The 21,440-nt window shown below is 72.7% G+C and carries 19 protein-coding genes; 12 read left to right on the top strand and 7 right to left on the bottom strand.

The window, feature by feature from the left end; all coding sequences use genetic code 11:
- The first annotated feature begins 89 nt into the window (after positions 1-89).
- The 3 genes from AC0NZQ_RS10830 to AC0NZQ_RS10820 are packed head-to-tail and all read left to right on the top strand — an operon-like array spanning position 90 to position 4,582.
- The gene (locus tag AC0NZQ_RS10830) at positions 90-998 is read left to right on the top strand and encodes an AAA family ATPase (protein ID WP_474531371.1); all 909 of its coding nucleotides are present in this window, start codon (positions 90-92) and stop codon (positions 996-998) included.
- Positions 999-1,007: 9 nt separating this feature from the next.
- Positions 1,008-2,147: a DUF58 domain-containing protein gene (locus AC0NZQ_RS10825; RefSeq protein WP_474529834.1), complete on the top strand. Its 1,140-nt coding sequence runs from the start codon at positions 1,008-1,010 to the stop codon at positions 2,145-2,147.
- A complete protein-coding gene (locus AC0NZQ_RS10820; protein ID WP_474529833.1) occupies positions 2,144-4,582 on the top strand; it encodes a transglutaminase TgpA family protein in 2,439 nt (812 codons plus the stop codon). The genes AC0NZQ_RS10825 and AC0NZQ_RS10820 overlap by 4 nt, the downstream gene beginning before the upstream one ends.
- Here AC0NZQ_RS10820 and AC0NZQ_RS10815 read toward each other — a convergent pair.
- On the bottom strand, positions 4,546-6,558 hold the full coding sequence (locus AC0NZQ_RS10815; protein ID WP_474529832.1) for a protein kinase domain-containing protein: 2,013 nt from the start codon (positions 6,556-6,558) through the stop codon (positions 4,546-4,548). The genes AC0NZQ_RS10820 and AC0NZQ_RS10815 overlap by 37 nt on opposite strands.
- 198 nt (positions 6,559-6,756) lie before the next feature.
- Here AC0NZQ_RS10815 and AC0NZQ_RS10810 point away from each other — a divergent pair, with 198 nt between their 5' ends.
- Positions 6,757-7,128 carry a DoxX family protein gene (locus tag AC0NZQ_RS10810; RefSeq protein WP_474529831.1) on the top strand — a complete coding sequence of 124 codons (372 nt, stop codon included), beginning with the start codon at positions 6,757-6,759 and terminating at the stop codon, positions 7,126-7,128.
- 21 nt (positions 7,129-7,149) lie between these two features.
- On the opposite strand, the gene AC0NZQ_RS10805 is transcribed toward AC0NZQ_RS10810, so the two are convergent.
- Positions 7,150-8,442 carry an MFS transporter gene (locus AC0NZQ_RS10805; RefSeq protein WP_474529830.1) on the bottom strand — a complete coding sequence of 431 codons (1,293 nt, stop codon included), beginning with the start codon at positions 8,440-8,442 and terminating at the stop codon, positions 7,150-7,152.
- Positions 8,443-8,605: 163 nt separating this feature from the next.
- Here AC0NZQ_RS10805 and AC0NZQ_RS10800 point away from each other — a divergent pair, with 163 nt between their 5' ends.
- Positions 8,606-10,774 (top strand): transketolase C-terminal domain-containing protein, encoded by a 2,169-nt coding sequence (locus tag AC0NZQ_RS10800; RefSeq protein WP_474529829.1) that lies wholly within the window; start codon positions 8,606-8,608, stop codon positions 10,772-10,774.
- Here the strand turns inward: AC0NZQ_RS10800 and AC0NZQ_RS10795 are convergent.
- Together AC0NZQ_RS10795 and AC0NZQ_RS10790 are read right to left on the bottom strand one after the other, a co-directional pair.
- Positions 10,771-12,372 (bottom strand): hypothetical protein, encoded by a 1,602-nt coding sequence (locus AC0NZQ_RS10795; protein ID WP_474529828.1) that lies wholly within the window; start codon positions 12,370-12,372, stop codon positions 10,771-10,773. The two genes, AC0NZQ_RS10800 and AC0NZQ_RS10795, sit on opposite strands and share 4 nt — an antisense overlap.
- Before the next feature lie 120 nt (positions 12,373-12,492).
- Complete coding sequence (locus tag AC0NZQ_RS10790; protein ID WP_474529827.1) at positions 12,493-13,131, bottom strand: hypothetical protein; 639 nt, start codon at positions 13,129-13,131, stop codon at positions 12,493-12,495.
- A 119-nt stretch (positions 13,132-13,250) separates the two neighbouring features.
- On the opposite strand from AC0NZQ_RS10790, the gene AC0NZQ_RS10785 reads away from it, so the two are divergent.
- Positions 13,251-13,454, top strand: coding sequence for a hypothetical protein (locus AC0NZQ_RS10785; RefSeq protein WP_474529826.1), 204 nt, complete (start codon positions 13,251-13,253; stop codon positions 13,452-13,454).
- Positions 13,455-13,518: 64 nt separating this feature from the next.
- Positions 13,519-14,103, top strand: a complete 585-nt coding sequence (locus tag AC0NZQ_RS10780; RefSeq protein ID WP_474529825.1) for a DinB family protein — start codon at positions 13,519-13,521, stop codon at positions 14,101-14,103.
- Between the two features lie 71 nt (positions 14,104-14,174).
- On the opposite strand, the gene AC0NZQ_RS10775 is transcribed toward AC0NZQ_RS10780, so the two are convergent.
- Both AC0NZQ_RS10775 and AC0NZQ_RS10770 read right to left on the bottom strand, forming a co-directional pair.
- Positions 14,175-15,233 carry a zinc-binding dehydrogenase gene (locus AC0NZQ_RS10775; protein ID WP_474531370.1) on the bottom strand — a complete coding sequence of 353 codons (1,059 nt, stop codon included), beginning with the start codon at positions 15,231-15,233 and terminating at the stop codon, positions 14,175-14,177.
- Positions 15,234-15,244: 11 nt separating this feature from the next.
- A complete protein-coding gene (locus tag AC0NZQ_RS10770; RefSeq protein ID WP_474529824.1) occupies positions 15,245-16,732 on the bottom strand; it encodes a flavin-containing monooxygenase in 1,488 nt (495 codons plus the stop codon).
- Positions 16,733-16,907: 175 nt separating this feature from the next.
- On the opposite strand from AC0NZQ_RS10770, the gene AC0NZQ_RS10765 reads away from it, so the two are divergent.
- From AC0NZQ_RS10765 to AC0NZQ_RS10745, 5 genes are all read left to right on the top strand, one after another.
- Entirely contained in the window at positions 16,908-17,435 is a 528-nt protein-coding gene (locus tag AC0NZQ_RS10765; RefSeq protein WP_474529823.1) for a GNAT family N-acetyltransferase, read from the top strand.
- 151 nt (positions 17,436-17,586) lie between these two features.
- Positions 17,587-18,222 (top strand): TetR/AcrR family transcriptional regulator, encoded by a 636-nt coding sequence (locus AC0NZQ_RS10760; RefSeq protein WP_474529822.1) that lies wholly within the window; start codon positions 17,587-17,589, stop codon positions 18,220-18,222.
- Positions 18,219-18,725, top strand: coding sequence for a polyketide cyclase (locus tag AC0NZQ_RS10755; protein ID WP_474529821.1), 507 nt, complete (start codon positions 18,219-18,221; stop codon positions 18,723-18,725). The genes AC0NZQ_RS10760 and AC0NZQ_RS10755 overlap by 4 nt, the downstream gene beginning before the upstream one ends.
- A gap of 9 nt (positions 18,726-18,734) precedes the next feature.
- The gene (locus AC0NZQ_RS10750) at positions 18,735-19,958 is read left to right on the top strand and encodes an NAD(P)/FAD-dependent oxidoreductase (RefSeq protein WP_474529820.1); all 1,224 of its coding nucleotides are present in this window, start codon (positions 18,735-18,737) and stop codon (positions 19,956-19,958) included.
- Positions 19,955-20,680 (top strand): YqjF family protein, encoded by a 726-nt coding sequence (locus AC0NZQ_RS10745; RefSeq protein ID WP_474529819.1) that lies wholly within the window; start codon positions 19,955-19,957, stop codon positions 20,678-20,680. Before AC0NZQ_RS10750 ends, AC0NZQ_RS10745 begins: the two co-directional genes overlap by 4 nt.
- A gap of 53 nt (positions 20,681-20,733) precedes the next feature.
- Here the strand turns inward: AC0NZQ_RS10745 and AC0NZQ_RS10740 are convergent, their stop codons facing one another.
- Entirely contained in the window at positions 20,734-21,249 is a 516-nt protein-coding gene (locus tag AC0NZQ_RS10740; protein ID WP_474529818.1) for a hypothetical protein, read from the bottom strand.
- Between the last annotated feature and the right edge of the window lie 191 nt (positions 21,250-21,440).

The following is a 21,440-nucleotide window of genomic DNA, read 5'->3' as shown; positions in this document are numbered from 1 at the left end:
ATCGCACCCCCACCGAGGAGCCCGCAGTGAGCACCCCCACCGGCGCCGTCGAGCGCGTGGCCCACGAGGTGACCCGGCTCTGCGCCAACATGGGTCACGTCATCCAGGGCAAGGACGAGGTCGTCCGCAACGCGGTCGCCTGCCTGCTCGCCGAGGGGCATCTCCTCCTCGAGGACGTCCCCGGTACCGGCAAGACCTCGCTGGCGCGGGCGCTGGCCTCCTCCATCTCGCTGACCTGGCACCGGGTCCAGTTCACGCCGGACCTCCTCCCCTCCGACGTCACCGGGGTCTCGATCTTCAACCAGGCCACCCGGGAGTTCGAGTTCAAGCGCGGGCCGGTCTTCGCCAACGTCGTCATCGCCGACGAGATCAACCGGGCCTCACCGAAGACGCAGTCGGCGCTGCTGGAGGTCATGGAAGAGGGGACGCTCACCGCCGACGGAGTGGGCTACGAGATGCCGCGGCCGTTCATGGTCGTCGCCACCCAGAACCCCATCGACATGGAGGGCACCTACGTCCTGCCGGAGGCGCAGCTCGACCGGTTCCTGATGAAGCTCACCGTCGGCTACCCCAGCCCGGAGGCCGAGGCCGACGTGCTGCGCACCCAGAAGCTGGGCGCCACGGTTACCCAGCTCGGTGCTGTCCTCGGCGCCGGCGACGTCGTCGGCATGATCGACGTCGTCCGTCAGATCGAGGTCGCCCCCGCCCTGGAGCAGTACATCGTGGCCATCGCCTCGGCCACCCGGACCATGTCGGAGCTGCGCCTGGGCGTCTCGCCGCGCGGCAGCCTCGCCCTGCTGCGCGCCGCCCGGGCCAATGCCGCCATCGCCGGCCGGCCCTACGTCCTGCCCGACGACGTCAAGGCGATGGCCGGCGTCGTCCTCGCCCACCGCGTGATCCTGCAGCCCGACGCGGAGCTGCAGGGGCGTACCGGGGCCGAGCTGGTGGCCCGCGCCGTCCACTCGGTGCCGGTGCCACGCGCCGTGGCCACCGCCTAGGCAGCCGCCGTGACGCCGTTCGGGATTGCCGCGCTGCTCACCGGCGGCGCCGCGCTCGTCGTCGGCGTCACGCTGGACTGGCTGGCCTTCGACCTCATCGGGCTGGGGCTGCTGGCCGTCGTGGTGCTCGGCTTCGCCACCGTGGCGCGGCCGTCCCGGCTCAGCGTGGAGCGGGAGATCCAGCCTCCCCGCGTCCCCAAGGGCTCGCCGGCCATCGCGCTGCTGAGCTTCGTCAACCGGGGCCGGCGCAGTCACCCCGTCGCCATCGCGACCCAGCCCTTCGGCAGCCAGCGGGTCCGGGCGGTCATCCCGCGACTGCGCGGCGGCGAGCGGGGTTCGCGTGCCTACCGGCTGCCCACGACCCGGCGCGGCATCTTCGACGTCCCCCCGCTCGAGATCGACCGTCGGGACGCCTTCGAGATCTTCCGGCTCTCCCGGCAGCACGCCGGGACCGAACGGATCTGGGTCTACCCGCGCATCCTCGAATTCCGGCCGCTGCCGCTCGGTCGCACCCGCCATCTGGAGGGCCCGTCCTCGGACTCCTCACCCCGCGGCAACGTCACCTTCCACCGGCTGCGGGAGTACTCCGACGGCGACGACCTGCGCCTGGTCCACTGGCGCTCCTCGGCCCGCGCCGGGCGGCTGCTGGTGCGTCACAACGTCGACACCTCCCAGCCCTACACCGTGGTGCTGGTCGACCTGCGCCCCGGCCGCTACACCGAGGAGTCCTTCGAGGCGGCGATCGACGTCGCGGCCTCGGTGGTTGTCGCCGCCGCCACCGACCGCGCCCCCGTCGAGCTGCGGCTCACCGACGGCGCAGTGCTCGGCGGGCCGCGACAGCGTGAGACCAGTGCCCTCGTCGATCATCTGACCGGGGTCACGCCCGATCCCGGCGGCTCGCTGCGGCAGTCGCTGCTGGCGCTGCGGCAGGCCCGCAGCGGCACGTCCCTGGTGGTCGTCACCGGGGAGCTCGACGGCGACGAGCTGCCGGCGCTGGCGGGGCTTCGGCGGCGCTACGAGCGTCTCGTCCTGATCTCGCTGGATCCGCACCGCCGGGGTGACGCGCCCCGCGTCGCCGGGGTGAGGGTCGTGGTGGCGAACGACGCGGACGACGCCTGCCACGCCTGGAACCTGCAGGCGATGACATGACCCTGCTGCGCCCGCCGACGACCTCGACGGCTCCGGCCGCACCGCTGGTCCGCCGGCTCGTCCCGCTGCTCATCCTGCCGCTGTCGCTGCTGGCCTGCGTCCTGTCGGGCACGCCGTGGCTGCGCGCGTTCCCGGCGGACGTGATCGCCGTCCCGTTGGTCGGCACCGCCCTGCTGAGCGTGCTGCTGCCGGTGGTCGTGGTGGCGATCGGGATCAGGCCGCTCTGGTTGACCGCGCTCGTGGACCTCGCCGGCTTCGTCTTCTTCACGACGCTGATCACGCTGCAGCAGCCGCTGGCCATCTCGTCGCTCTGGGACGGCCTGGTGCACGGGCCGTCACAGATCCTCACCTTCGCGCTGCCGCTGGTGAGCCCGCGGACTCTGCTGGTCGCCCCCGTCGCCCTCGTCTGGCTCACCGGCGCAGTGATCGGCGAGTGCATCGGCCGGGGTTGGCACTCGGTGCTCCCCGCCGCGGCGACGCTGGGTACCTTCGCGCTGGCCTACGGCGCCACCACCCGGGCCGTCACCGACGCCGACGACGGTCGACGCTACGACGTCCTCATCGCCGGAGCGCTGCTGCTCACGCTGCTGCTGCTGCGGTCGGCGCAGGCCTGGCTCGACCAGGACGAGAGCGCCGAGGCGGCCCAGACCGAGGGTATGTTGCCGCTGCGCGGCCTCGGGTGGGGCGTGCTGACCTCCGTGGCCGTCGCGCTCGTCGCCGGCCTCGTCGTCCAGGGCGGCGCCTTTACCGGTACACCCACCACGACCCGCCGGGTGCCGCCGGTGGACACGACCGACCCGGTCCGGCCGCTGTCGTTCGTGGCCGGCCTGCGACCGCAGGATCCGACGGCGCCCGGCAGACGCCTCTTCGGCATCTCCGTCGACCGCACCGCGTCGCGCTACGTCGCGCTCGCCGACGTCGACACCTACAACGGCGACGGCTGGGACTTCGAACGGGAGTTCCGGCCCTCCGGCGGTGTCGTGCCGACCGATCCGGACCCCGCCCTGCGTCCGAACACCGCGACGGTGACGCAGCGGTACACGATCGCCGACGGGCCGCTGGCGCGGTCGCCCTGGCTGCCGTTCCAGTACCGCCCGGTGGACATCACCGGCGTGGCCATCAACAGCGACAGCGCGAGCGGCATGATCGTCCCCCGCTCCGGTCTGCGGCCGGGAACGACCTACGAGGTGACCTCGGCGGCACCGCGGGGCGGCTTCGCGCAGCTGCCCGCCGACGCCGCCTTCGCCACCTCCGCGCCGCCCTCGGCGACCTCGCTACCGCTCCCGGTCCAGCGGGCCATCGGCACCGTCGTGACCTCGCTGGAGAACGAGACCGGCACCCGCGATGCGCCGGCCCTGCAGTTCCTGCAGGCGCTGCTGCGTGACTTCCGCGCGAACTACGCCCTCTCCGGCGGTCCGGCGGTCTCCCGGTCGGCGTCGGCGACGCCGTCGCGGGCACCCTCGACACCGGCGACGACGGCGCGGCCCTCCCCCACCACCGGGGCCAGCGGCTCGACGGTGCCGCGGACGGGCGGCACCGGCTTCGCCGCAGTCCTCGCCTCGATCCTCGGTGCCACCCGGTCGGCCACGCCGGAGCAGTACGCGACGCTGGTGGCCCTGCTGGCGCGGGCTCGCGGGGTGCCGTCGCGCGTGGTCACCGGCTTCAAGATCGGTGACGGCGACGGCGGCACGGTCCCGGCCGGGACCTACGACGTCCGCGCCGGACAGGCGTGGACCTGGGTCGAGATTCCGGTCCGCGGCCGCGGCTGGATGGTGCTCGACGCGGCTCCCGCCCGGTACGGCGACCAGAGTCCACAGCCCACCGTCAGCGCGCGGCCGACACCGTCGCCGAGCCCCTCGTCGACGAACGTGCTCATCACGCAGGCGCCGGCGGACAGCGGCAACGCCGTCGCACCGCCGAGCGATGTCCCGGCACGGCAGGCGCCGGACGCCGCGGTGTGGCTGCTGCTGGCCGGCGCCGTGGTGCTCATCGCACTCGCCGTCCTCGGTTTCCTGCTCTGGCGCAAGCGCTGGCGGGTCCGGCAGCGGGGGCGCGGCGATCCGCGACACCGGCTCATCGGGGCCTGGCACGAGACGCTCGACGTGCTCGCCGAGTCGGGCCTGGACGGGCTGACGACGCTCACCGGCTCGGAGGTCGCCGCCGAGACGTCCCGTCGTTTCGGCGCCGAGACCGAGGCGCCCGCGCGCGAGCTGGCCGTCCTGGCCGAGGCCGCGATCTTCCGGCCCTCCGCGCCGGTCGACCCGGCCGACGCGGACCGGGCATGGGAGGGACATCGCGAGCTGCGCCGCGGGATCAGCCGCAGCCAGACCAGCCGGCAGCGGCTGCGCGCCGGGCTGGCCTATCACCGACGCGGCGGCGTCGAGCGCGCTGCCCGAGGTCAGTACCGCGGCGCGGTGAGGGCCCGACGCCGATAGGCGGTGAGCAGCGCGGCGGTGTAGCGCAGATCGGCGGTGGACCGCCTCGTGGCGGGAAGGTCGATCAGGCCGTCACTCGTGATCGCCGCGAGGCGTCCGCCCGCGCCGGGAACGGCCGGGTCGTCGTAGCGCGGCTCGAAGCCGGTGATGCGATCCCATCCGATGACGTTTTTGCGCAGAAACGCGCGAAGAGTGAGACCGGTGCTGTCCACGAGCATCGACGACCGCCCGCTGCGCAGCGTCACCCGCGGCGCGAGCACCTGCGGATCGAGGACGACCTCGGCACCGAAACCGGCGCTCGCCGGCGGCGCGCCGTACTCCGGTGGCGGGGTGGGCGAGAGCTGCGAGCGGGCGGTGGTCGCGCCAGCGTCGTCCGGCGGCGGCGCACCGTAACCCGGCGGTGGGACGGGCGAGAGCTGCGAGCGGGCAGTGGTCGCGCCGGCGTCGTCCGGCGGGGCGGGCAGCCGCGGCGGACGGTGACGGCGGACCGTGCGGTCGACGTCGAGGGGGTCGTCGCGATGCCATGGCGCCTCGGAGCCACCGGCGAGCGCGCTCCGCGCGACGGTGGCCGCTGCGGGCTCGGGCGTCCCGGGCTCGGGAGCACCGGGCTCGGGGGCCGCGGGCTCGGGGGCCGCGGGCTCGGGGGCCGCGGGCTCGGGGGCGGCGGGCTCGGGAGCGGCGGGCTCGGGGGCGGCGGGGACACCGGGCTCGGACTCGGGAACGGGCAGCGACGACCGCCGGACCGTGACCTCTGCCGGGGGTGGTGACGCGGGCTGCGGCGGGGCGAGCGGGACGTCCGGCAACGACGAGCGACGGACAGTGGCTTCGACTACCGGCTCGGGGTCGGGCGCAGGGTCGGGGTCCGGGTCGGGCGCAGGGTCGGGGTCGGGCGTCGAGATCGGACCCGCCATGTCTGCGAAGGCGGCCGCGGCGAGGGCGTCCAGGTCAGCTGAGGCCTCGATCTCGCCCCGCGTCGGCTCGGGCTCGGCCACCACCTCGGGCTCGGCCACCACCTCGGGCTCGGCCACCACCTCGGGCTCGGCCACCACCTCGGGCTCGGCCACCACCTCGGGCTCGGACACCACCTCGGGCTCGGACACCACCTCGGGCTCGGACCGGGATCCGGCCTCTGCTCCACCCGACTGTGCGGCGCTGATGGTCGGCGTCGACCAGTCCGAGGTCGCACTCGGGGTTGTACTCGGCAGCTCGGAGACCGTCTCGACGGGCAGGCCCCGGAGCAGGGCGGCGAGGGCCTGCGGGGAGGGTGGTCGCGCAGCCGGATCGGCGGCCATGCCCCGCTCCAGGGCGGCGGCCAACGACGGGGGCGGCGTGGCGAAGCCGTCGCCGGGAGGAGCCCCGGTCGCCAGGTACCAGAGGGTCGCGGCCAGCCCGAAGACGTCCGTCGCCGGGGAGGCGTCCCGACCCGCGCGCATCTCCGGGGCCAGATAGGGATCCGGCTCGTCCGGTGTCCAACCCGGCGGCTGCGCCGCGCGCACCAGCGCGTGCAGCGTGAAGTCGGTCAGCCGCGGTGCGCCGCCGGCGTCCACGACGACCCGGTGCGGCGAGACGTCACGATGCAGCACGCCGGCACGGTGCGCGGCGTCCAGCGCCGATGCCAGCGCGATCCCGACAGCGACCACGTCGTCTCGTCCCGGCGTCTCGGACAACGGCTGCCCGAGCGCGTCGGTGACCACCACCGGACGCCCGTCCGCGAGCCGCAGCGTGGCCCGGACGGGGACGAGATGCGGATGGACAAGGCTCACCGGGGCAAGCAGTGCAAGCTCCCGCTCGAACCACTCCAGCAGGGGTGGTGGCGCGGTGTCGAGGTCGACGACCTGCAGCATCTGCTCACGCCCGGAGGCGTGGTCACGGCCGCGGAAGAAGGTCGCGATCTCACCGACGCCGGCCGCGATCACCTCGGCGTAGCCAGCTGACAGCTCGGCAGGTGGGTGCTCGGAACGACGCGTTCGCGCCACAGCCGCACCTCCCGCAGAACCGGTGTCGCGAGCGTAGCAACGCACGCGGTCCCGCCGACGTGTTCGGACGACGTCGCAGCGGTGCGCTCAGCAGGCGCCCCGGAGCGGAAGCGCGGTGGACACCGAGGTCGCCCGCGGCGGGACTTCGATCCGCCACAGCCGCAGCGCGACCCCGCCCGGACGTGAGAGGGTGACGCCGTGACTGCGACCGATGCCCGTGCCGCTGCCCTGGCGGCGCTGCTCGCCGGAGCCGGACTGTCGCACTTCGCCGTCCCGGGCCTCTACGACGCGATGATCCCCGAGGCGCTGCCCGGCCCCAAGCGCACCTGGACCCTGGGCTCGGGAGGCGTGGAGCTGGCCGTGGCCGCGGCCGTCGCCGTCCCGCGGACTCGCCGCCTCGGCGCGCTCGGCGCCGCCGCGCTCTTCGTCGGCGTGCTGCCCGGCAACGTCACCATGGCGATCAAGGCACGCCACAGCGACTCTGCCGCCTACCGGGCCGGGACGCTGCTGCGGCTGCCGCTGCAGGCTCCGCTCATCGCCTGGGCCCTACGGGTCCGCCGCGACGCCTGAGCGCCACCGCCCGACGCGGCCTCAGTCGGCGTTGCCTATCCCCGCGGCGACCCGGGCCGCCTCCTTGCGCTCCACCTCGTCCAGCTCGTCGAGCTCCGGCTGCGCCACCTCGCCACGGTCGGCAGCGGTCAGCTCGCGATGCACCGTCGCCAGCACCAGCGCGGCGAGGAAGACCGTCCCGGCGCCGAGCAGGAAGGGCACGTGCGTGTCGAAAGCCGTGACCAGCTTCGCCGCGACGAAGGGCGCGAGCCCGCCACCGATGAAGCGGACGAAGCCGTAGGTCGCCGAGGCGACGGGGCGCTCGACCGGGGCGATGCTCATCACGGCGGTGGTGACGAGGGTGTTGTTGATGCCGATGAAGATGCCGGCGACGATCACCGCGACGATGATCACGTCCGGGTGGTCGGACCAGATGCCGATCACCGCGAGGTCCAGCGCCATCAGCACGAAGTTGCCGTAGAGCGTCCGGGCCGTGCCGAAGCGGGCCTTGAGGCGGGGCGCACCCCAGACCGCGAAGAGCGCGACCAGCAGTCCCCAGCCGCAGAAGACGAGACCGAGCTGCTGCGAGGAGAGATCGCCCATAAGGAAGGGTGAGTAGCCCAGCAGGGTGAAGAAACCCCAGTTGTAGAGCAGGCCGACGAGGCTGGTGGTGGCCAGGCTGCGGTGCCGCAGCGCCTTGAGTGGCTCGCTGAGACGCTCCTTGCGTACGGGTCGGGGCGTCGACGGCAGCAGGACCACCGTCGCGACCAGCGCGATCGCCATGAGTACCGAGACGCCGAAGAACGGGCCGCGCCAACTGATCGATCCCAGCTCGCCGCCGAGCAGCGGGCCCATCGCGATGCCGATACCCAGTGCGGACTCGTAGAGGATGATCGCGCCGCCGAAGCCGCCGGAGGCGGAGCCGACGATGACCGCCAGCGAGGTCGCGATGAAGAGGGCGTTGCCGAGTCCCCAGCCGGCGCGGAAACCGACGATGCCGTCGATGGAACCCGACGAACCGGCCGCGGCGGCGAAAGCCACGATCAGCACCAGGCCGGCGATGAGGGTGCGCTTCGCGCCGATCCGGCTCGACACCCAGCCCGTCACCAGCATGGCGACGGCCGTGACGACGAGGTAGCTGGTGAAGAGCAGCGAGATCTGATCCGGCGTCGCGCCGAGGTCCTTGCGCAGCGACGGCAGGATCGGGTCGACCAGCCCGATCCCCATGAAGGAGATGACGCAGGCGAAGGCCACCGCCCAGACCGCCTTGGGTTGGCGGAAGGGGCTCCCGACCTCGGCCTGCGGGGGAAGGTGCGTCGTCGCGTGCGTGCTCACAGTGTCTCCGTCCGGTCGCGTGCAGCCCTGCTATCGACCACGATACGACGATTTAGTTAGCTAAGCTAACTACATCGCGACGGCGTGACGCACATCGTCGGCGTGGCCTGACAGACTCGCGGACACCCCGTTCGCCGCGCCACGACCTCCCGGGACCGAATCCGTGACCTCCCCCGCCCGCACGCCCCACGACGACCTGGACCGTCGCGTCCGGGCCCGCCTCGACGCGATCACCGCCGAGGTCGGTGTCGACTCCGTGGCCGCTCCGGTCCTGGATCTCTTCGACGCGATGGCGGCGAGCCGGCTGCTGGACATCCACGCCCGCCGGATGCGGGAGCGGGGACGCGGCTTCTACACGATCGGATCGGCCGGACACGAGTCCAATGCGCTCGTCGCGGCCGCACTGCGACCCACGGATCCGGCGTTGCTGCACTACCGTTCCGGCGGCTTCTTCCTGGCTCGGGGGCTGCGCGCAGGGCGGAGCCTGGACGACGGCATCCGGGCCGTGCTGCTGTCCATGCTCGCCGGCACCGCGGACGTCGCCTCCGGCGGCCGGCACAAGGTCTGGGGTGACCCCTCCCTGGCGGTGATCCCGCAGACTTCCACCATCGCCTCCCACCTGCCGCGGGCTCTCGGGGTCGCCCTGGCGATCAGCCGTGCCAAGCGGCTCGGCGTCGACTGCCGGTGGCCGGCCGACGCCGTCACCGTCTGCTCCTTCGGCGACGCGAGCCTCAACCACTCCACGGCGGCCGGGGCGCTGAACGCCGCCGGATACTGCGTGGCACAGGGACTGCCGCTGCCGCTGCTGTTCGTCTGCGAGGACAACGGCCTGGGCATCTCGGTGCCCTCCCCGCAGGGATGGGTGGCGCGCGCCGCGCAGCGACCGGGACTGCGCTACCTCCACGCCGAGGGCGAATCCCCCGACGACGCCCTCGCGATCGCCTGCGACGCCGTCGACACCGTCCGCCGGACCCGCCGACCGGCCATCCTGCACCTGCGCACCGTCCGCTACCTCGGCCATGCAGGCACGGACGTCGAGTCCGGCTATCGCAGCGCGACCTCGATGTCAGCCGAGTACGACCGCGACCCGCTGGTCGCCTTCGCCCGCACGCTGGATGTTGCCGGCCTGGGCGAGCGGTACGCCGCGATCGGCGCTCGTATCGAGCAGCTCGCCGACGAGCTCACCGGGTCCCCGACCCTCACCTCGGCCGAGGCGGTGATGGCGCCGCTCGCGCCGCGTCCCCGGAGCGCGGTCGTCCCGCTGGCGCGGTTGGAGAGCCGCACCCGGACCTTCGGCGGCCGGCTGCCCGAGGACACCGGCCCCATGACGTTGGCACAGAACATCAATGCCGCGCTCACCGACCTGCTCGCGGCGCGCGAGGACGTCCTCGTCTTCGGCGAGGACGTCGGCCGCAAGGGTGGGGTCTACGGCCTGACGCGTGGCCTCGCGCAGCGTTTCGGCGTCGCCCGCGTCTTCGACACCCTGCTCGACGAGCAGTCCATCCTCGGCTTCGCGTTGGGGCTGGGGCTCAGCGGCATGCTGCCGATCCCGGAGATCCAGTACTTGGCCTACCTGCACAACGCCGAGGATCAGCTGCGTGGCGAGGCGGCCTCGCTGCGGTTCTTCTCCGATGGCGGTTTCCGCAACCCCCTGGTCGTGCGCATTGCCGGCCTGGCCTACCAGAAGGGCTTCGGCGGCCACTTCCACAACGACAACGCCGTGGGCGTCCTGCGCGACATCCCGGGCCTCGTCATCGCCGTGCCGTCGCGACCCGAGGACGCGGCGCCGATGCTGCGCTCCTGCGTCGCGGCCGCCGCCGAGACCGGGCAGGTCTCGGCCTTCCTGGAGCCCATCGCGCTCTATCACGAGAAGGACCTGCACGAGACCGGGGATCGTGGCTGGCTCGGCTCCTACTCCTTGGACGCCGTGGTCCCGATCGGCGCGCCGCGGATTCACGGGAGCGGTGAGGACCTGACGGTGGTCACCTTCGGCAACGGCGTCCGGATGTCGCTGCGGGTCGCCGCCCGGCTGGCCCGCGACGGCTACGGCGTCCGTGTCCTGGACCTGCGCTGGCTGGCGCCGCTACCGATCCGCGACATCGTCCTGGCCGCCGCCGAGACACGGCGGGTGCTGGTGGTGGACGAGACCCGCGCGACCGGGGGCGTGAGCGAGGGTGTCATCGCCGGTCTGGTGGACGCGGGCTTCCCGGGCAGGCTCGCTCGCGTCACCAGCAAGGACTCCTTCATCCCGCTGGGCGACGCCGCCCGGCTCGTCCTGCTGAGCGAGGACGAGATCGAGCGGGCAGCGCGGACGCTGCTCGACCGCGGTTAGCGGCGGCAGGCAGGTCGGCGCCGACGCCCCGACATCTGCAGGGCGGTGCCCACCAGCAGTAGCGCCAAAGCCACGGCCAGCCACTGCTCGGTGCGCGCACCGGTCGCCGCGATGGGATCGGCCCGCCCACTGTGCGGTGCCGGCGCCGCGATGGCGCGGAGCGTCAGCGAGTCGGTGTTGGGGCAGTCCTCGTCGAGGCATTTGTCGAGTGACGACATGGAGATCGCGAAGGCAGAGACGGTGGCCCGTCCCACGTGGCGGGCCTCGAGGGTCAGCACGGCGCGACGACTGGCACCCGGCGCTATCGAGCCGACGTCCCAGGCCTGCAACGCGAGCAGCGGCGCACCTGCGGCGCGACGAGAGGTGTAGTACCGCTCGGCGGCGCTGACGACGCCACCGGTACGCCCCGTCCGCGCGACTCGGGTGGCGACGACGACGCGTCCGGTGGTGGCCAGGCCGTCCAGCCCCGGCAGCGAGAGCGGGCGACCGGTGAACCCGGTGACGGCGAAGGCGGCCTTCGCCTTGCGGCCGAGTCGGTGGTTGATCGAGAGCACGATGGCGGCCACGTCGGCAGCCGGACCTGCCCCCTCGTTGGCGACGGTCACCGTGACCCGGCTGGACTCTCCGACGGGGACGGCGCTCCGCCCGGCTCGCAGCGTCACCCGAAGCTTCGACGCCGCCACGAACCGGACCTTGCCGGACGCCGCGTTGTTCGCCGGGGTCGCGTCCAGGCCGTTCGCGGCGAGGGCCGAGACCGTCACCGAGCCGGTGGTCCCGACCGGGGCGGTGCCGGTGGCCTCGACCGGCACCACCACGAAGACGGGCTGATCGACGGCAGGCAACGGGCAGCGGCGGATGGTGGCGTCGCCGGTGCAGGTCAGCTCCCGCACCCGCCGCCGGGAGAGCGCCGACGAGGGAACGAGGAGCACGCCGGCGTCGCTGTCGAGGCGGAGCCCGGAGGTGACCGCGACGGTGAGCTCGCCGGCGCGGACCACGCCGCTGCGTGCGGAGAGCTCGACGACGTAGAGGCCGACGCTGCCGGGGGCCAGGGAGAGTTCGCCGTCCTCGTCGAGGCCCGGTGGCGGGGAGAGGACGAGATCCGGCAGCGGGATCGTGGTCGAGGTGGTCGCCGCGGCGACACCGGTGCCGCTGAAGCTGGCATCGGCGGGGGCGATGGCGGTGGGGTCCAGGTCGGCGAGATCTGTCGCCACGGCCACCGGATGACTGCCGAGTGCCAGCAGCCCTCCGGTCGTCGCGTCGGCCCCGGAACCCATGCGGATCGTCAGCGTGGTGCGCCCCGCCGTCGCGGTGGTGGTGACCGTCCCGGTCGGCGCCGCAGCGCCGTCGACGGTGACCTTGGCCGGGTCGGCCGTCCCCGGCACGGCGACGGTGAGGACGGCATCCGCCGCCGGGGCGCCGGTGACGTCCACCGTCACCGTGACCGCCGCGGCCGTCTCCGTCGCCGCTCCGCTCACCGGGCCGGTGGCGCTCGCCCGCAGCGTCACGACCGGGGCAGGGTCCGCCGCGGCGGGGACAGCGGTCGCCCCCGCGACAGCGGCGAGAGCGAGCAGCGCGGCACCCAGCGTGCGGATCATCATGTCGTCGCCACTGATGCGGCGCTGTCACGTGTGAATCTCATGTGTTCCCTCCCGGAGCGAGAGGATCATGACACGACCCTGCGACAGCGGGGAGGGTCGACCGTCCCGAAACGCGCGCCGTCACCAAGCGAGCTCGACGACGTAGGCGTCGTGATCGGAGAGCCCCGAGGCATCGAGCCGCACCGCCGAGGTCACCATTGCCTCGCCGGGTACCGCGATATGGTCGATGGTGGCGTGGTGGGCATATCTGGACGGCAAGGCAGCCGTCGGGACCCGGAGACCTCGACCTGCCAGCACGACAGCGATGGCAGCTTTGCCGACCAGGCTGCCCGCCCGGTCGACGCCGGTGAGCGCCGTGTTCCAGTCCCCGCCCCAGACGAGTGCACCGCTGGGCAGCGCGCCGTCCAGTTCGGTCACCGCAGCCCGCGTCTTCTCCCCGTGCCGGGCACCCCGCCATGGCGGCCCCTCGCCACAGGTCCGCCACGGCAGGACGGATGAGCAGAAGGTGACGTTGCCGAACCTGACCGCAGCGCTGGCGGGATGGGGATCGGGCAGCGGCGTTGCCTCGCCGCGCGTCAGCACCGCCGCCCAGCGCCGCCCAGCGGCCATGACCGCATCGGTGGGGTACACCGAGTAACCGGACAAGCCGGGCAGGGGCGGCACCTCGGTCAGCAGCCAGACCTCACAGTCCGGGCCGGCGAGGAACCTCACGTGTTCGGGACCGCCGCGGCCCGCGAGGTTCCATGTGCCCACCCGCATCCGCCCGATCGTGCCAGGGCGTCGCAAACGGGACCTTGGTCGCGTGTTGGACCGACGGCGCGGCGTTAGCGTCACCGGGGCTGGGTGACTGCCCGACCTCGAAGCTGCGGAGATGACTGATGACCAAGCCCAAGGAAGCCTATGACCCGGTCGCGACGGCGAAGGCCGTGGCGAAGGCGATGAACATCCCGCTGCCGCACGTCGCGCAGGTGATGCAGAAGTATCCGGTGTCGCCGGCGAGCAAGCCGAAGATCATTGCGGATCTGCAGAAATTGCAGGCTCAGCTGCTCGAGAAGACCCTGAAGAGTTGCGGATTCCTGTAAGCGGAAGCAAACGTTCCTGATGGTGCGGTGGACTGGTCATCACCAACCACACGAGGAGTGACCGATGACCAGCACCACCCGCGAGTTCGGACCCGGCAAGCACAGCGAGAGCGACGTCCTCGTCGGGTATCTCGAGCTGCAGCTGGCCTCGATCCGAGCCGCTGCCTACGGACTCACCGACGCCCTGGCGCGGCAGACGCCGTGTCGGAGCGCGCTGTCGGTCGGCGGCCTGGTGAAGCACGCGACGTATGTCATCAGCGGCCGCGCCTACGGTCGCGAGGCGTCGCTCGACGAGGCCGGCTTCGCCGAGTTCATGGGCAGCTTCGCCCTCACCGAGGACGAGACTCTGGACGGCGTGCTCGCCGCCTTCGACGCCGCCCGTGACGCGTACCTGGCCGCGGTCCGCGGCGTGGATCCGGCCGGCGACATGGTCGAGCCGCCCGCACCGTGGGACGGCCGGTTCGCGCCGACGCCGTCGATCGAGCGTTTCGCCCTCGTCCACCACATCGAGGAGCTGGCGCGCCACGCCGGGCACGCGGACATCCTCCGCGAGGAGCTCGACGGCGCGGACGCGGCGTCCCTGCTGATGGCCGTCGAGGGACGTCCGGGCAACGACTTCGTACAGCCCTGGACGCCGCCGGCCGGCTGAGCCGACCTCACTGAGCCGACCTCACTGAGCCGACCTCACTGAGCCGACCTCACCGAACCGACCGCGCCGGCTCAGTCGACGTCGTCGCCGGGGCGTACCAGGATGCGGATCGGATTGCCCTCGTGCTCGTGCAGGCGCCGCACGCCCTCGGCGACGTCCTCGAGCGCGACGACATCGCTGACCGAGCGGGACAGGTCCAGCCGGCCGAGCGAGACGAGCCGGGCGAGGGTGGCGATGTCCTCGTTGCGGTAGCCGAGGTGCCCCATGATCGCCACGCGGGCCAGTCCCAGCGTCATCGTGTCGCCCAGGTCGATGTTCTGGTTGCTCATGCCGACGACGACCAGGCGGCCGCCGACCCGCACCGTCCAGCGCGCCTGGTCGAAGGTGACCGGGATGCCGACCGCGTCGAAAGCAGCGTCGAGACCGCGACCCCCGGTGATCTCCTTGATCCGGTCCGGCGTCGCGGGATCGGTGGGGTCGAGGACGTAGTCCGCGCCGAGTTCCAGCGCCCGCTTGCGAACCTCGGGGATGAGATCCAGCGCGACGATGGGGGCAGCGCCGACGAGCTTGGCGATCTGCACGATGTGGGTGCCGATGCCGCCCAGGCCCCACACCCCGACCGACTCGCCCACCCGGACCTGCGCGGTATTGACGACCGCGCCGTAGGGCGTGGCCACGGCGTCGGCGAGGATCGCCGCCTGCTGCATCGACACGTTGTCCGGCACCCGGGTCAGCGAGAGCGCGAGCGCGGTCGTGTACTCGGCCCAGCCGCCGTCGTAGTCGAAGGCCATGAGCTGCAGCCCCAGGCAGCCGCTGAAATTGCCCGCCTTGCACTCGACGCAGGTGAAGTCCGGTCGCCCCGCCGCGGGGATGACCCGGTCGCCGACCTGCCAGTCGGTGACGCCCTCGCCGAGGGCCGCGATCACCCCCGAGGCTTCGTGGCCCTGCGTGATCTCGGGCAGCCGGCTGCCGAAGACGCCGTCGATGAGGCTGAGGTCGGAGTGGCAGATGCCGCAGTAGGCGACCTTGATCAACACTTCACCCGGGCCCGGCGTGGGGATCGGGACATCCTTGACGCTGATCGTCTTGGCGGCGCTGACGAAGCGCTCGGCCCGCATGGTCGTCATGATCGGTCCCCTCGTCAGACGGTGGCGGGCGCGCGGTCGGCGACCCGATCGAAGCGGACGTCGTCGGTGAGCGAGCCGTGCCGCATCAGTCCCACGTCGCGCAGGTAGTTCTGGTGCAGGCGCCATGGCTTGACCGGGCCCTGCTGCGGCAGCTGACCGGCGCTGCGCAGCACGTAGCCCGCCTCGAGGTCGATGAGCGGGCGCAGCTCGCCGTCGCGGACGTCGCCGGGCGGTTCGGGGGTCACGCTGTCGTAGCCGTGCTTGTCCATGTGCTTGAGCAGCCGGCAGACGTAGCGGGCGACCAGGTCGGCCTTCAGCGTCCAGGAGGCATTCGTGTAGCCGACGGTGAGCGCGAAGTTGGGGACACCGGAAAGCATCATCCCCTTGTAGGCCAGGGTGTCACTGACCTCGATGGTCGCGCCGTCCACGACGACCTCCATGCCGCCGATGACGAGCAGGTTCAGTCCCGTTGCGGTGACGATGATGTCGGCCGGCAGCTCCCGGCCCGAGGCGAGCAGGATGCCGTCGGTGGTGAAGCGCTCGATCCGGTCGGTGACGATGTCGCAGGCACCGGAGCGGATCGCGCGCCACAGCTCGCCGCCGGGGGTTGCGCAGAGGCGCTGGTCCCACGGGTCGTAGCTGGGCGAGAGGTGGGTGTCGACGTCGAAACCGGTGGGCAGCTTCTCGGCCGCCTTCTTCTTCAGGAAGCCCTTGACGAACTCCGGACGCCGGCGGCTGAGCTGGTAGATGCCGACACCGGTGAGGACGTTCTTCCACCGCACCACGTCGTAGGCGAGCTGCTCGGGCAGCACCCTGCGCAGCCGGTCGGCGAGCTTGTCACGCGACGGCACCGCGGAGATGTAGGTGGGCGAGCGCTGCAGCATCGTGACCTTGGCCGCCGCCTGATCGCCCGTCACCATGGCCGGCAGCAGGGTCACCGCGGTGGCGCCGCTGCCGATGACGACGACGTCCTTGCCCGCGTAGTCGAGGTCCTCGGGCCAGTGCTGCGGGTGGACGACCTGGCCGCGGAAGTCCTCGCGCCCGACGAACTCGGGGGTGAAGCCCTCGTCGTAGCGGTAGTAGCCGGAGCAGACGGAGACGAAGGAGGCGGTCATCGTCACGGTCTGCTCGTCGACCGTGGCGGTGACGGTCCAGAGCGCGGTCTGCGACGACCACTCGATGCGCTGCACGCGGTGGCCGAAGCGGATGTGCCGCTCGACGTCGTTCTCGCGGGCCGCCTCCTTCACGTAGGCGAGGATCGACGGTCCGTCGGCGATGGACTTGCCGTCGGTCCACGGCTTGAAGGCGTAGCCGAGGGTGAACATGTCGGAGTCCGACCGGATGCCGGGGTAGCGGAACAGATCCCAGGTGCCGCCGATGGCGTCGCGCGCCTCGAGGATCGCCATGGTCTTGTCCGGGCACTCGCGGCGCAGGTGGCATGCGGCCCCGATGCCGGAGAGGCCGGCACCGACGATGAGCACGTCGACGTGGTCGGTCGTCATCACAACTCCTGTCGTTGGTGTGGACGACGTTATCAACACCCTGTCGATTGCCTCAACATTTAGTTGACGACGTCTGCGGCGGTGGGTGACGACACTGGCTCACCTTGCCCATCGCGCCCGCGTGCCGCATCGTTCTCGCCATGAAGGAGCTCCGACCGGGCGTCGGCGACCCGGCATGAGCTGGGTGCGCCTGCGGCTCGATGTGGCCGGCTTCGACGCCGACTCCGTGCGCGGCGCCCTGGACCGCTGCCGGGACGACGGCTTGCGCTTGGTCACTTTCGCCGCGCTCGGAGACACCGACGACCATCGCCGACAGCTGTACGAGCTGAACCGGGTGTGCTCGGCCGACATCCCCGGCCGCGGCCCCTTCTACAGCTACGAGGCCTACCTCGCCGAACGGATCGACGTGCCCTGGTTCGACCCGGACGGCGTCGTCATCGCCGTGGATTCCGGTGGCCGATGGGTGGGGATGACCGCACTGTCGGACCGGGGCGACCACGCGTTCGTCGAGATGACCGGTGTCGTCCGCGGCTACCGCAGCCGCGGCCTCTCGCTCGCCCTCAAATCCCACGCCATCGCCCACGTCCGCCGCCGGGGCATCACGCAGATCCGGACGATGCATCACGCGGCCAACATCGCCGCCATCAGCGCGAACCGACGCCTGGGATTCCGCGACGATGACTCCCCCGCCCCGGCGACGTGACAGCGCCGCGCCACCGTCACGAGACCTGCGGCCCCCGAGGCACTCCTGCCCGACCCGCCCGCATCGGCCCGCTCTCCGGCATGCGGTTGCATTGCGTGTCGACCGGCTCGACACCGTGTCGAGAACGTCGACGTCGCGGTACCGTGACCGCATGCCCGCCGCCACGCCCTCGCGCGGTCGCCGCGCGCCGCGCGTCACCGGCGAGGACCGGGAGCGTTCCATCCTCGAGACGGCGGAGCGACTGCTGGCCGAGCGAGACCTGGACGCGATCTCGGTCGACGATCTCGCACGCGGGGCCGGCCTGTCCCGACCGACCTTCTACTTCTACTTCGCCTCCAAGGAGGCGGTGGTCCTGACCCTGCTCGACCGGGTCGTGGCCGAGGCGAACCGGGCTGACCTGCCGCTGGACTTCGAGGCCGACACCGTCGGGTCGTGGCGCGCCATCATCGCCAACATCGTGGACGTCTTCGCCCGGCACCGTGCGGTCGTGGCCGCGGCCGTCCGGGCGCACGCCGCGAACCCGGAGCTGCGCGCGCAGTGGACGGTCGCGATGGAGCACTGGATCAAGGTCTGCGCCGACGTCATCCGGGCCGAGCGGCGCCGAGGCGCCGCTCCCGAGGGGCAGCCGGCCCGGGATCTGGCCGTGGCATTGAACCTCATGAACGAGCGGGTGCTGTCGGCGACCTTCACCGGCGAGCGGCACGCGATCACGCAGCGGGCAGTCGTCGACGTCCTGCTCGCCGTCTGGTTGCCGGCGATCTACGGCACGGCGAATCCGCCGGCATGATCGGCGACCGCTGGGGGGTCACCGCGGCCGAGATCGCGCGGCGGTATCCCTGCGACGAGGTCGTGCCGCAACCCGTCCTGCAGGCGTGGCGCGGGGTGACGGTCGCCGTCCCGACCGACCGGGTGTGGCCGTGGCTGGTGCAGCTGCGCCTCGCGCCCTACAGCTACGACTGGATCGACAACCTCGGTCGACGGTCGCCGGCCGAGCTGCGGAACCTCCCCGAGCCGGTGGCCGGTGATCCCTTCACCGCCACGGCCGGGCGCCCGGTGGGCACGGTGGTCTCTGTCCGGCCGGGGGTGGCGCTGACCGGTCGCATCGCCGGCGCCGTGATGTCCTATGTCCTCGTGCCGGACGGCGAGCAGACCCGGCTGCTGCTCAAGATCGTCATGGGCAGGTACCGGCTGCTCGCGCCCGTGGTCAGCGTCGGCGATCTGGTGATGGCGCGCCGGCAGCTGCTGAATCTTCGCTCACTGGCCGAGGGTCCGCGCACCTCGGACGGGTAAGCACCCTGCGTGACGGACGTCGACGTGGTGATCGTGGGTGCCGGCGTGGCCGGCCTCAACGCGGCGCGCCTGCTGCACCGGGCGGGACGCTCGGTCCGGGTGCTGGAGGCCGCCGACGACATCGGCGGCCGGGTCCGGACGGACCATGTCGACGGCATGCAGCTCGACCGTGGCTTCCAGCTGCTCAACCCCGCCTACCCCCGAGCCAGGACCGATCTGGACCTGGCAGCGCTGCGGCTGGGCGCCTTCGAGGCCGGCGCGGTGGTGGCACGAGGTGACGGACACTTCGTGGTCGCCGACCCGCGCCGCTCACCGCGCGACCTCCCCGCCGACCTGACGCTGCCGGGCAGCCTGCGCGAGAAGGCAGCGCTGCTGGCGTGGGCGGGCCCCGTCGGCTTCGGACCGGTGAGCCGGATCAAGCGGCGGCCGGACGTCAGCCTGGCCGCGCACCTGCGGCGCCGACGGGTCTCCGGGACGCTCACCGAATCCGTGCTGCGTCCGTTCCTGGCCGGCGTCTTCGGCGAGGACGAGCTCGCCACGTCGCGGCGCTTCGCCGAGCTGGTGGTCCGGTCGTTCGTCCGGGGCACTCCCGGCGTCCCGGCCGGCGGGATGCAGGCCATCCCCCGCCAGCTCGCCGCCGCGCTGCCGTCCGGGGCGATCCGGCTGGCGACGCCGGCCCGGCGCATCCGCGGGACCAGCGTCACCACGGACGACGGCACCGTGGCCGCCAGGGCCGTCCTGGTGGCGACCGACGGCGACGCTGCGGCCCGGCTCGCCGGGACAGCGGTGCCCTCCTGGAACGGGCTCACGACCTTCTACTGGCGGATGCCCACCTCACCGGCGCGACGCCGCATGCTGCACCTGGACGGTGATCGTCGGGGTCCACTCGTCAACACCGCGGTGATGACCGACGCCGCCCCGAGCTACGCGCCCGGACACGCGCTCGTCGCGGGCAGCGCGCTCGGCGCCGACGGCTCGGCGGCCGCCGAGGCGATGGCCCGTCAACACGCCGGCATCGTCTACGGCGTCGACACGACCTCGTGGGAGCACGTCGCCACCTATCCGATCCCGCGGGCGCTGCCGCGGGTCGAGCCCGGCGCGCCGCTGCGGCGACGGGTCTGCGAGCGTGACGGCGTCTATCTCGCCGGCGACCACCGCGACACCTCCTCGCTGCAGGGTGCGCTGGCCTCGGGTGCCCGCGTCGCCGCCGCCCTGCTGCGGGACCTGCGATGACCCAGCTGTACGCCGGCGTCCCCCGTGAGGCGGAGGAGCTGCGCGGGCCGACGATGTTCGCCCAGGACTGGCTGGACCTGGTCTTCCTCCACTGGCCGGTCGATCCCACCTCGGTGTCGGACCTGTTTCCGCCCGGCACCCGTCCGGACGTCTGGCACGACGGGCTGACCTACGTGGGGCTGGTGCCGTTCCGGATGCGGCGGGCCGGCTTCGGACCTCGCCTCCCGGTCCCGTTCTTCGGGTCGTTCCTGGAGTGGAACGTGCGGCTCTACTCGGTGGACGAGCAGGGACGCCATGGCGTCGTCTTCCGCAGCCTGGACTGCACCCGGCTGGCGGTGGTGGCCTTCGCGCGCACCTTCGCCATCCCGTATCGCTACGCATCGATCGACACCGACCGCCGGGGCGATGAGGTCAGCTGGACGATGCGGCGGCGCGAAGGCGCCCGACCGGCCAGCTCGATGCGGCTACGCGTCGGCGCACGCACCGAGCTGACCGAGCTGGAGGTATTCCTGACCAGCCGCTGGGGCATGCACAACCGGCTGGGCCCGCGCACGATGTGGGTGCAGAACCACCACGGTCCGTGGCCGGTCCACGAGGCAGAGCTGCTGGAGCTCAGCGACGACCTGGTCCCGGCCGCGGGTGTCAGGCCGGCCGGGCCCATGCTGCGGCCGCTCTGGACGCCCGGCGTCCACAGCCGCTTCGCGCTGCCCCGCCTCGTCTGAATCGTGGACCGACACGCCGAACTGTTCGGCGTGTCGGTCCACGATCGGTGGGGTCAGCCGACCGCGGCGGAGGTGAGGCCGGCGACGGCGACGTCCTCGAGCAGTGCCGCGATCCAGTCGTGACCGAGACGTGAGGCCGCCCAGCCACGGAAGCGGTGACCCACTACCGAACCGAGCCACGCCGAGCCGGCGCCGACCACGGCGCACGCGGCCACCTGAGCGGGGGCGGGAGAACCCGGCCGTCCCGGAGCGACGGCAGCGCCCGGTTCGGTGTCGGCCGGGACGTAGCGCGCGCTCCGCCGCGCGATGATCACGCCGCAGGCTGCACCGAAGAGCACCCGGCCGTGAATGCCGGGGAATTCGAGACGACTCGGCGCGAAGGGCAGCTTGTCGGCAATGACTTCACCGCTGGCCAGCAGCGCCAGGACTGCCTGGGTCTGCGTCTTGGCCAGCGTGGCATCGGGCTCGGCGGTGGTGCCGGGCGGGACGGTCGCGGTGAGTGCCGCCAGCGCGCTGAAGGTCCGGCCGCCGGTGGCAAGCCCGGCCAGCGCCGACCGCGTGATGCTCACGCGGCGTGGCCGGGGGTGAGGTGGGTGCAGCACATGGCCTAGCCCTACCCCTTCGGCCGTGCCGCGGAAACCAACCCCACCTCCCTCGCCGAGTGGTCGAATTCGACGTCCAGTGGTCGCTGGTCCAGCGACCACTGGGGGTGATTTTCGACCACTCGGCGCAGCAGCGGCGCTACCCGAGCGCAAGACAC

Source organism: Jatrophihabitans sp. sgz311053 (assembly GCF_056135305.1).
This window is presented reverse-complemented; position numbering and strand designations above follow the sequence as displayed.

Bases quoted from the DNA above. Each gene is read 5' to 3' on its own strand.
- AC0NZQ_RS10770 (WP_474529824.1), bottom strand. From the start codon at position 16,732: ATGACGACCGACCACGTCGACGTGCTCATCGTCGGTGCCGGCCTCTCC.
- AC0NZQ_RS10780 (WP_474529825.1), top strand. From the start codon at position 13,519: ATGACCAGCACCACCCGCGAGTTCGGACCCGGCAAGCACAGCGAGAGC.
- AC0NZQ_RS10760 (WP_474529822.1), top strand. From the start codon at position 17,587: ATGCCCGCCGCCACGCCCTCGCGCGGTCGCCGCGCGCCGCGCGTCACC.
- AC0NZQ_RS10755 (WP_474529821.1), top strand. From the start codon at position 18,219: ATGATCGGCGACCGCTGGGGGGTCACCGCGGCCGAGATCGCGCGGCGG.
- AC0NZQ_RS10745 (WP_474529819.1), top strand. From the start codon at position 19,955: ATGACCCAGCTGTACGCCGGCGTCCCCCGTGAGGCGGAGGAGCTGCGC.
- AC0NZQ_RS10785 (WP_474529826.1), top strand. From the start codon at position 13,251: ATGACCAAGCCCAAGGAAGCCTATGACCCGGTCGCGACGGCGAAGGCC.
- AC0NZQ_RS10830 (WP_474531371.1), top strand. From the start codon at position 90: ATGGGTCACGTCATCCAGGGCAAGGACGAGGTCGTCCGCAACGCGGTC.
- AC0NZQ_RS10795 (WP_474529828.1), bottom strand. From the start codon at position 12,372: ATGATGATCCGCACGCTGGGTGCCGCGCTGCTCGCTCTCGCCGCTGTC.
- AC0NZQ_RS10765 (WP_474529823.1), top strand. From the start codon at position 16,908: ATGAGCTGGGTGCGCCTGCGGCTCGATGTGGCCGGCTTCGACGCCGAC.
- AC0NZQ_RS10820 (WP_474529833.1), top strand. From the start codon at position 2,144: ATGACCCTGCTGCGCCCGCCGACGACCTCGACGGCTCCGGCCGCACCG.
- AC0NZQ_RS10790 (WP_474529827.1), bottom strand. From the start codon at position 13,131: ATGCGGGTGGGCACATGGAACCTCGCGGGCCGCGGCGGTCCCGAACAC.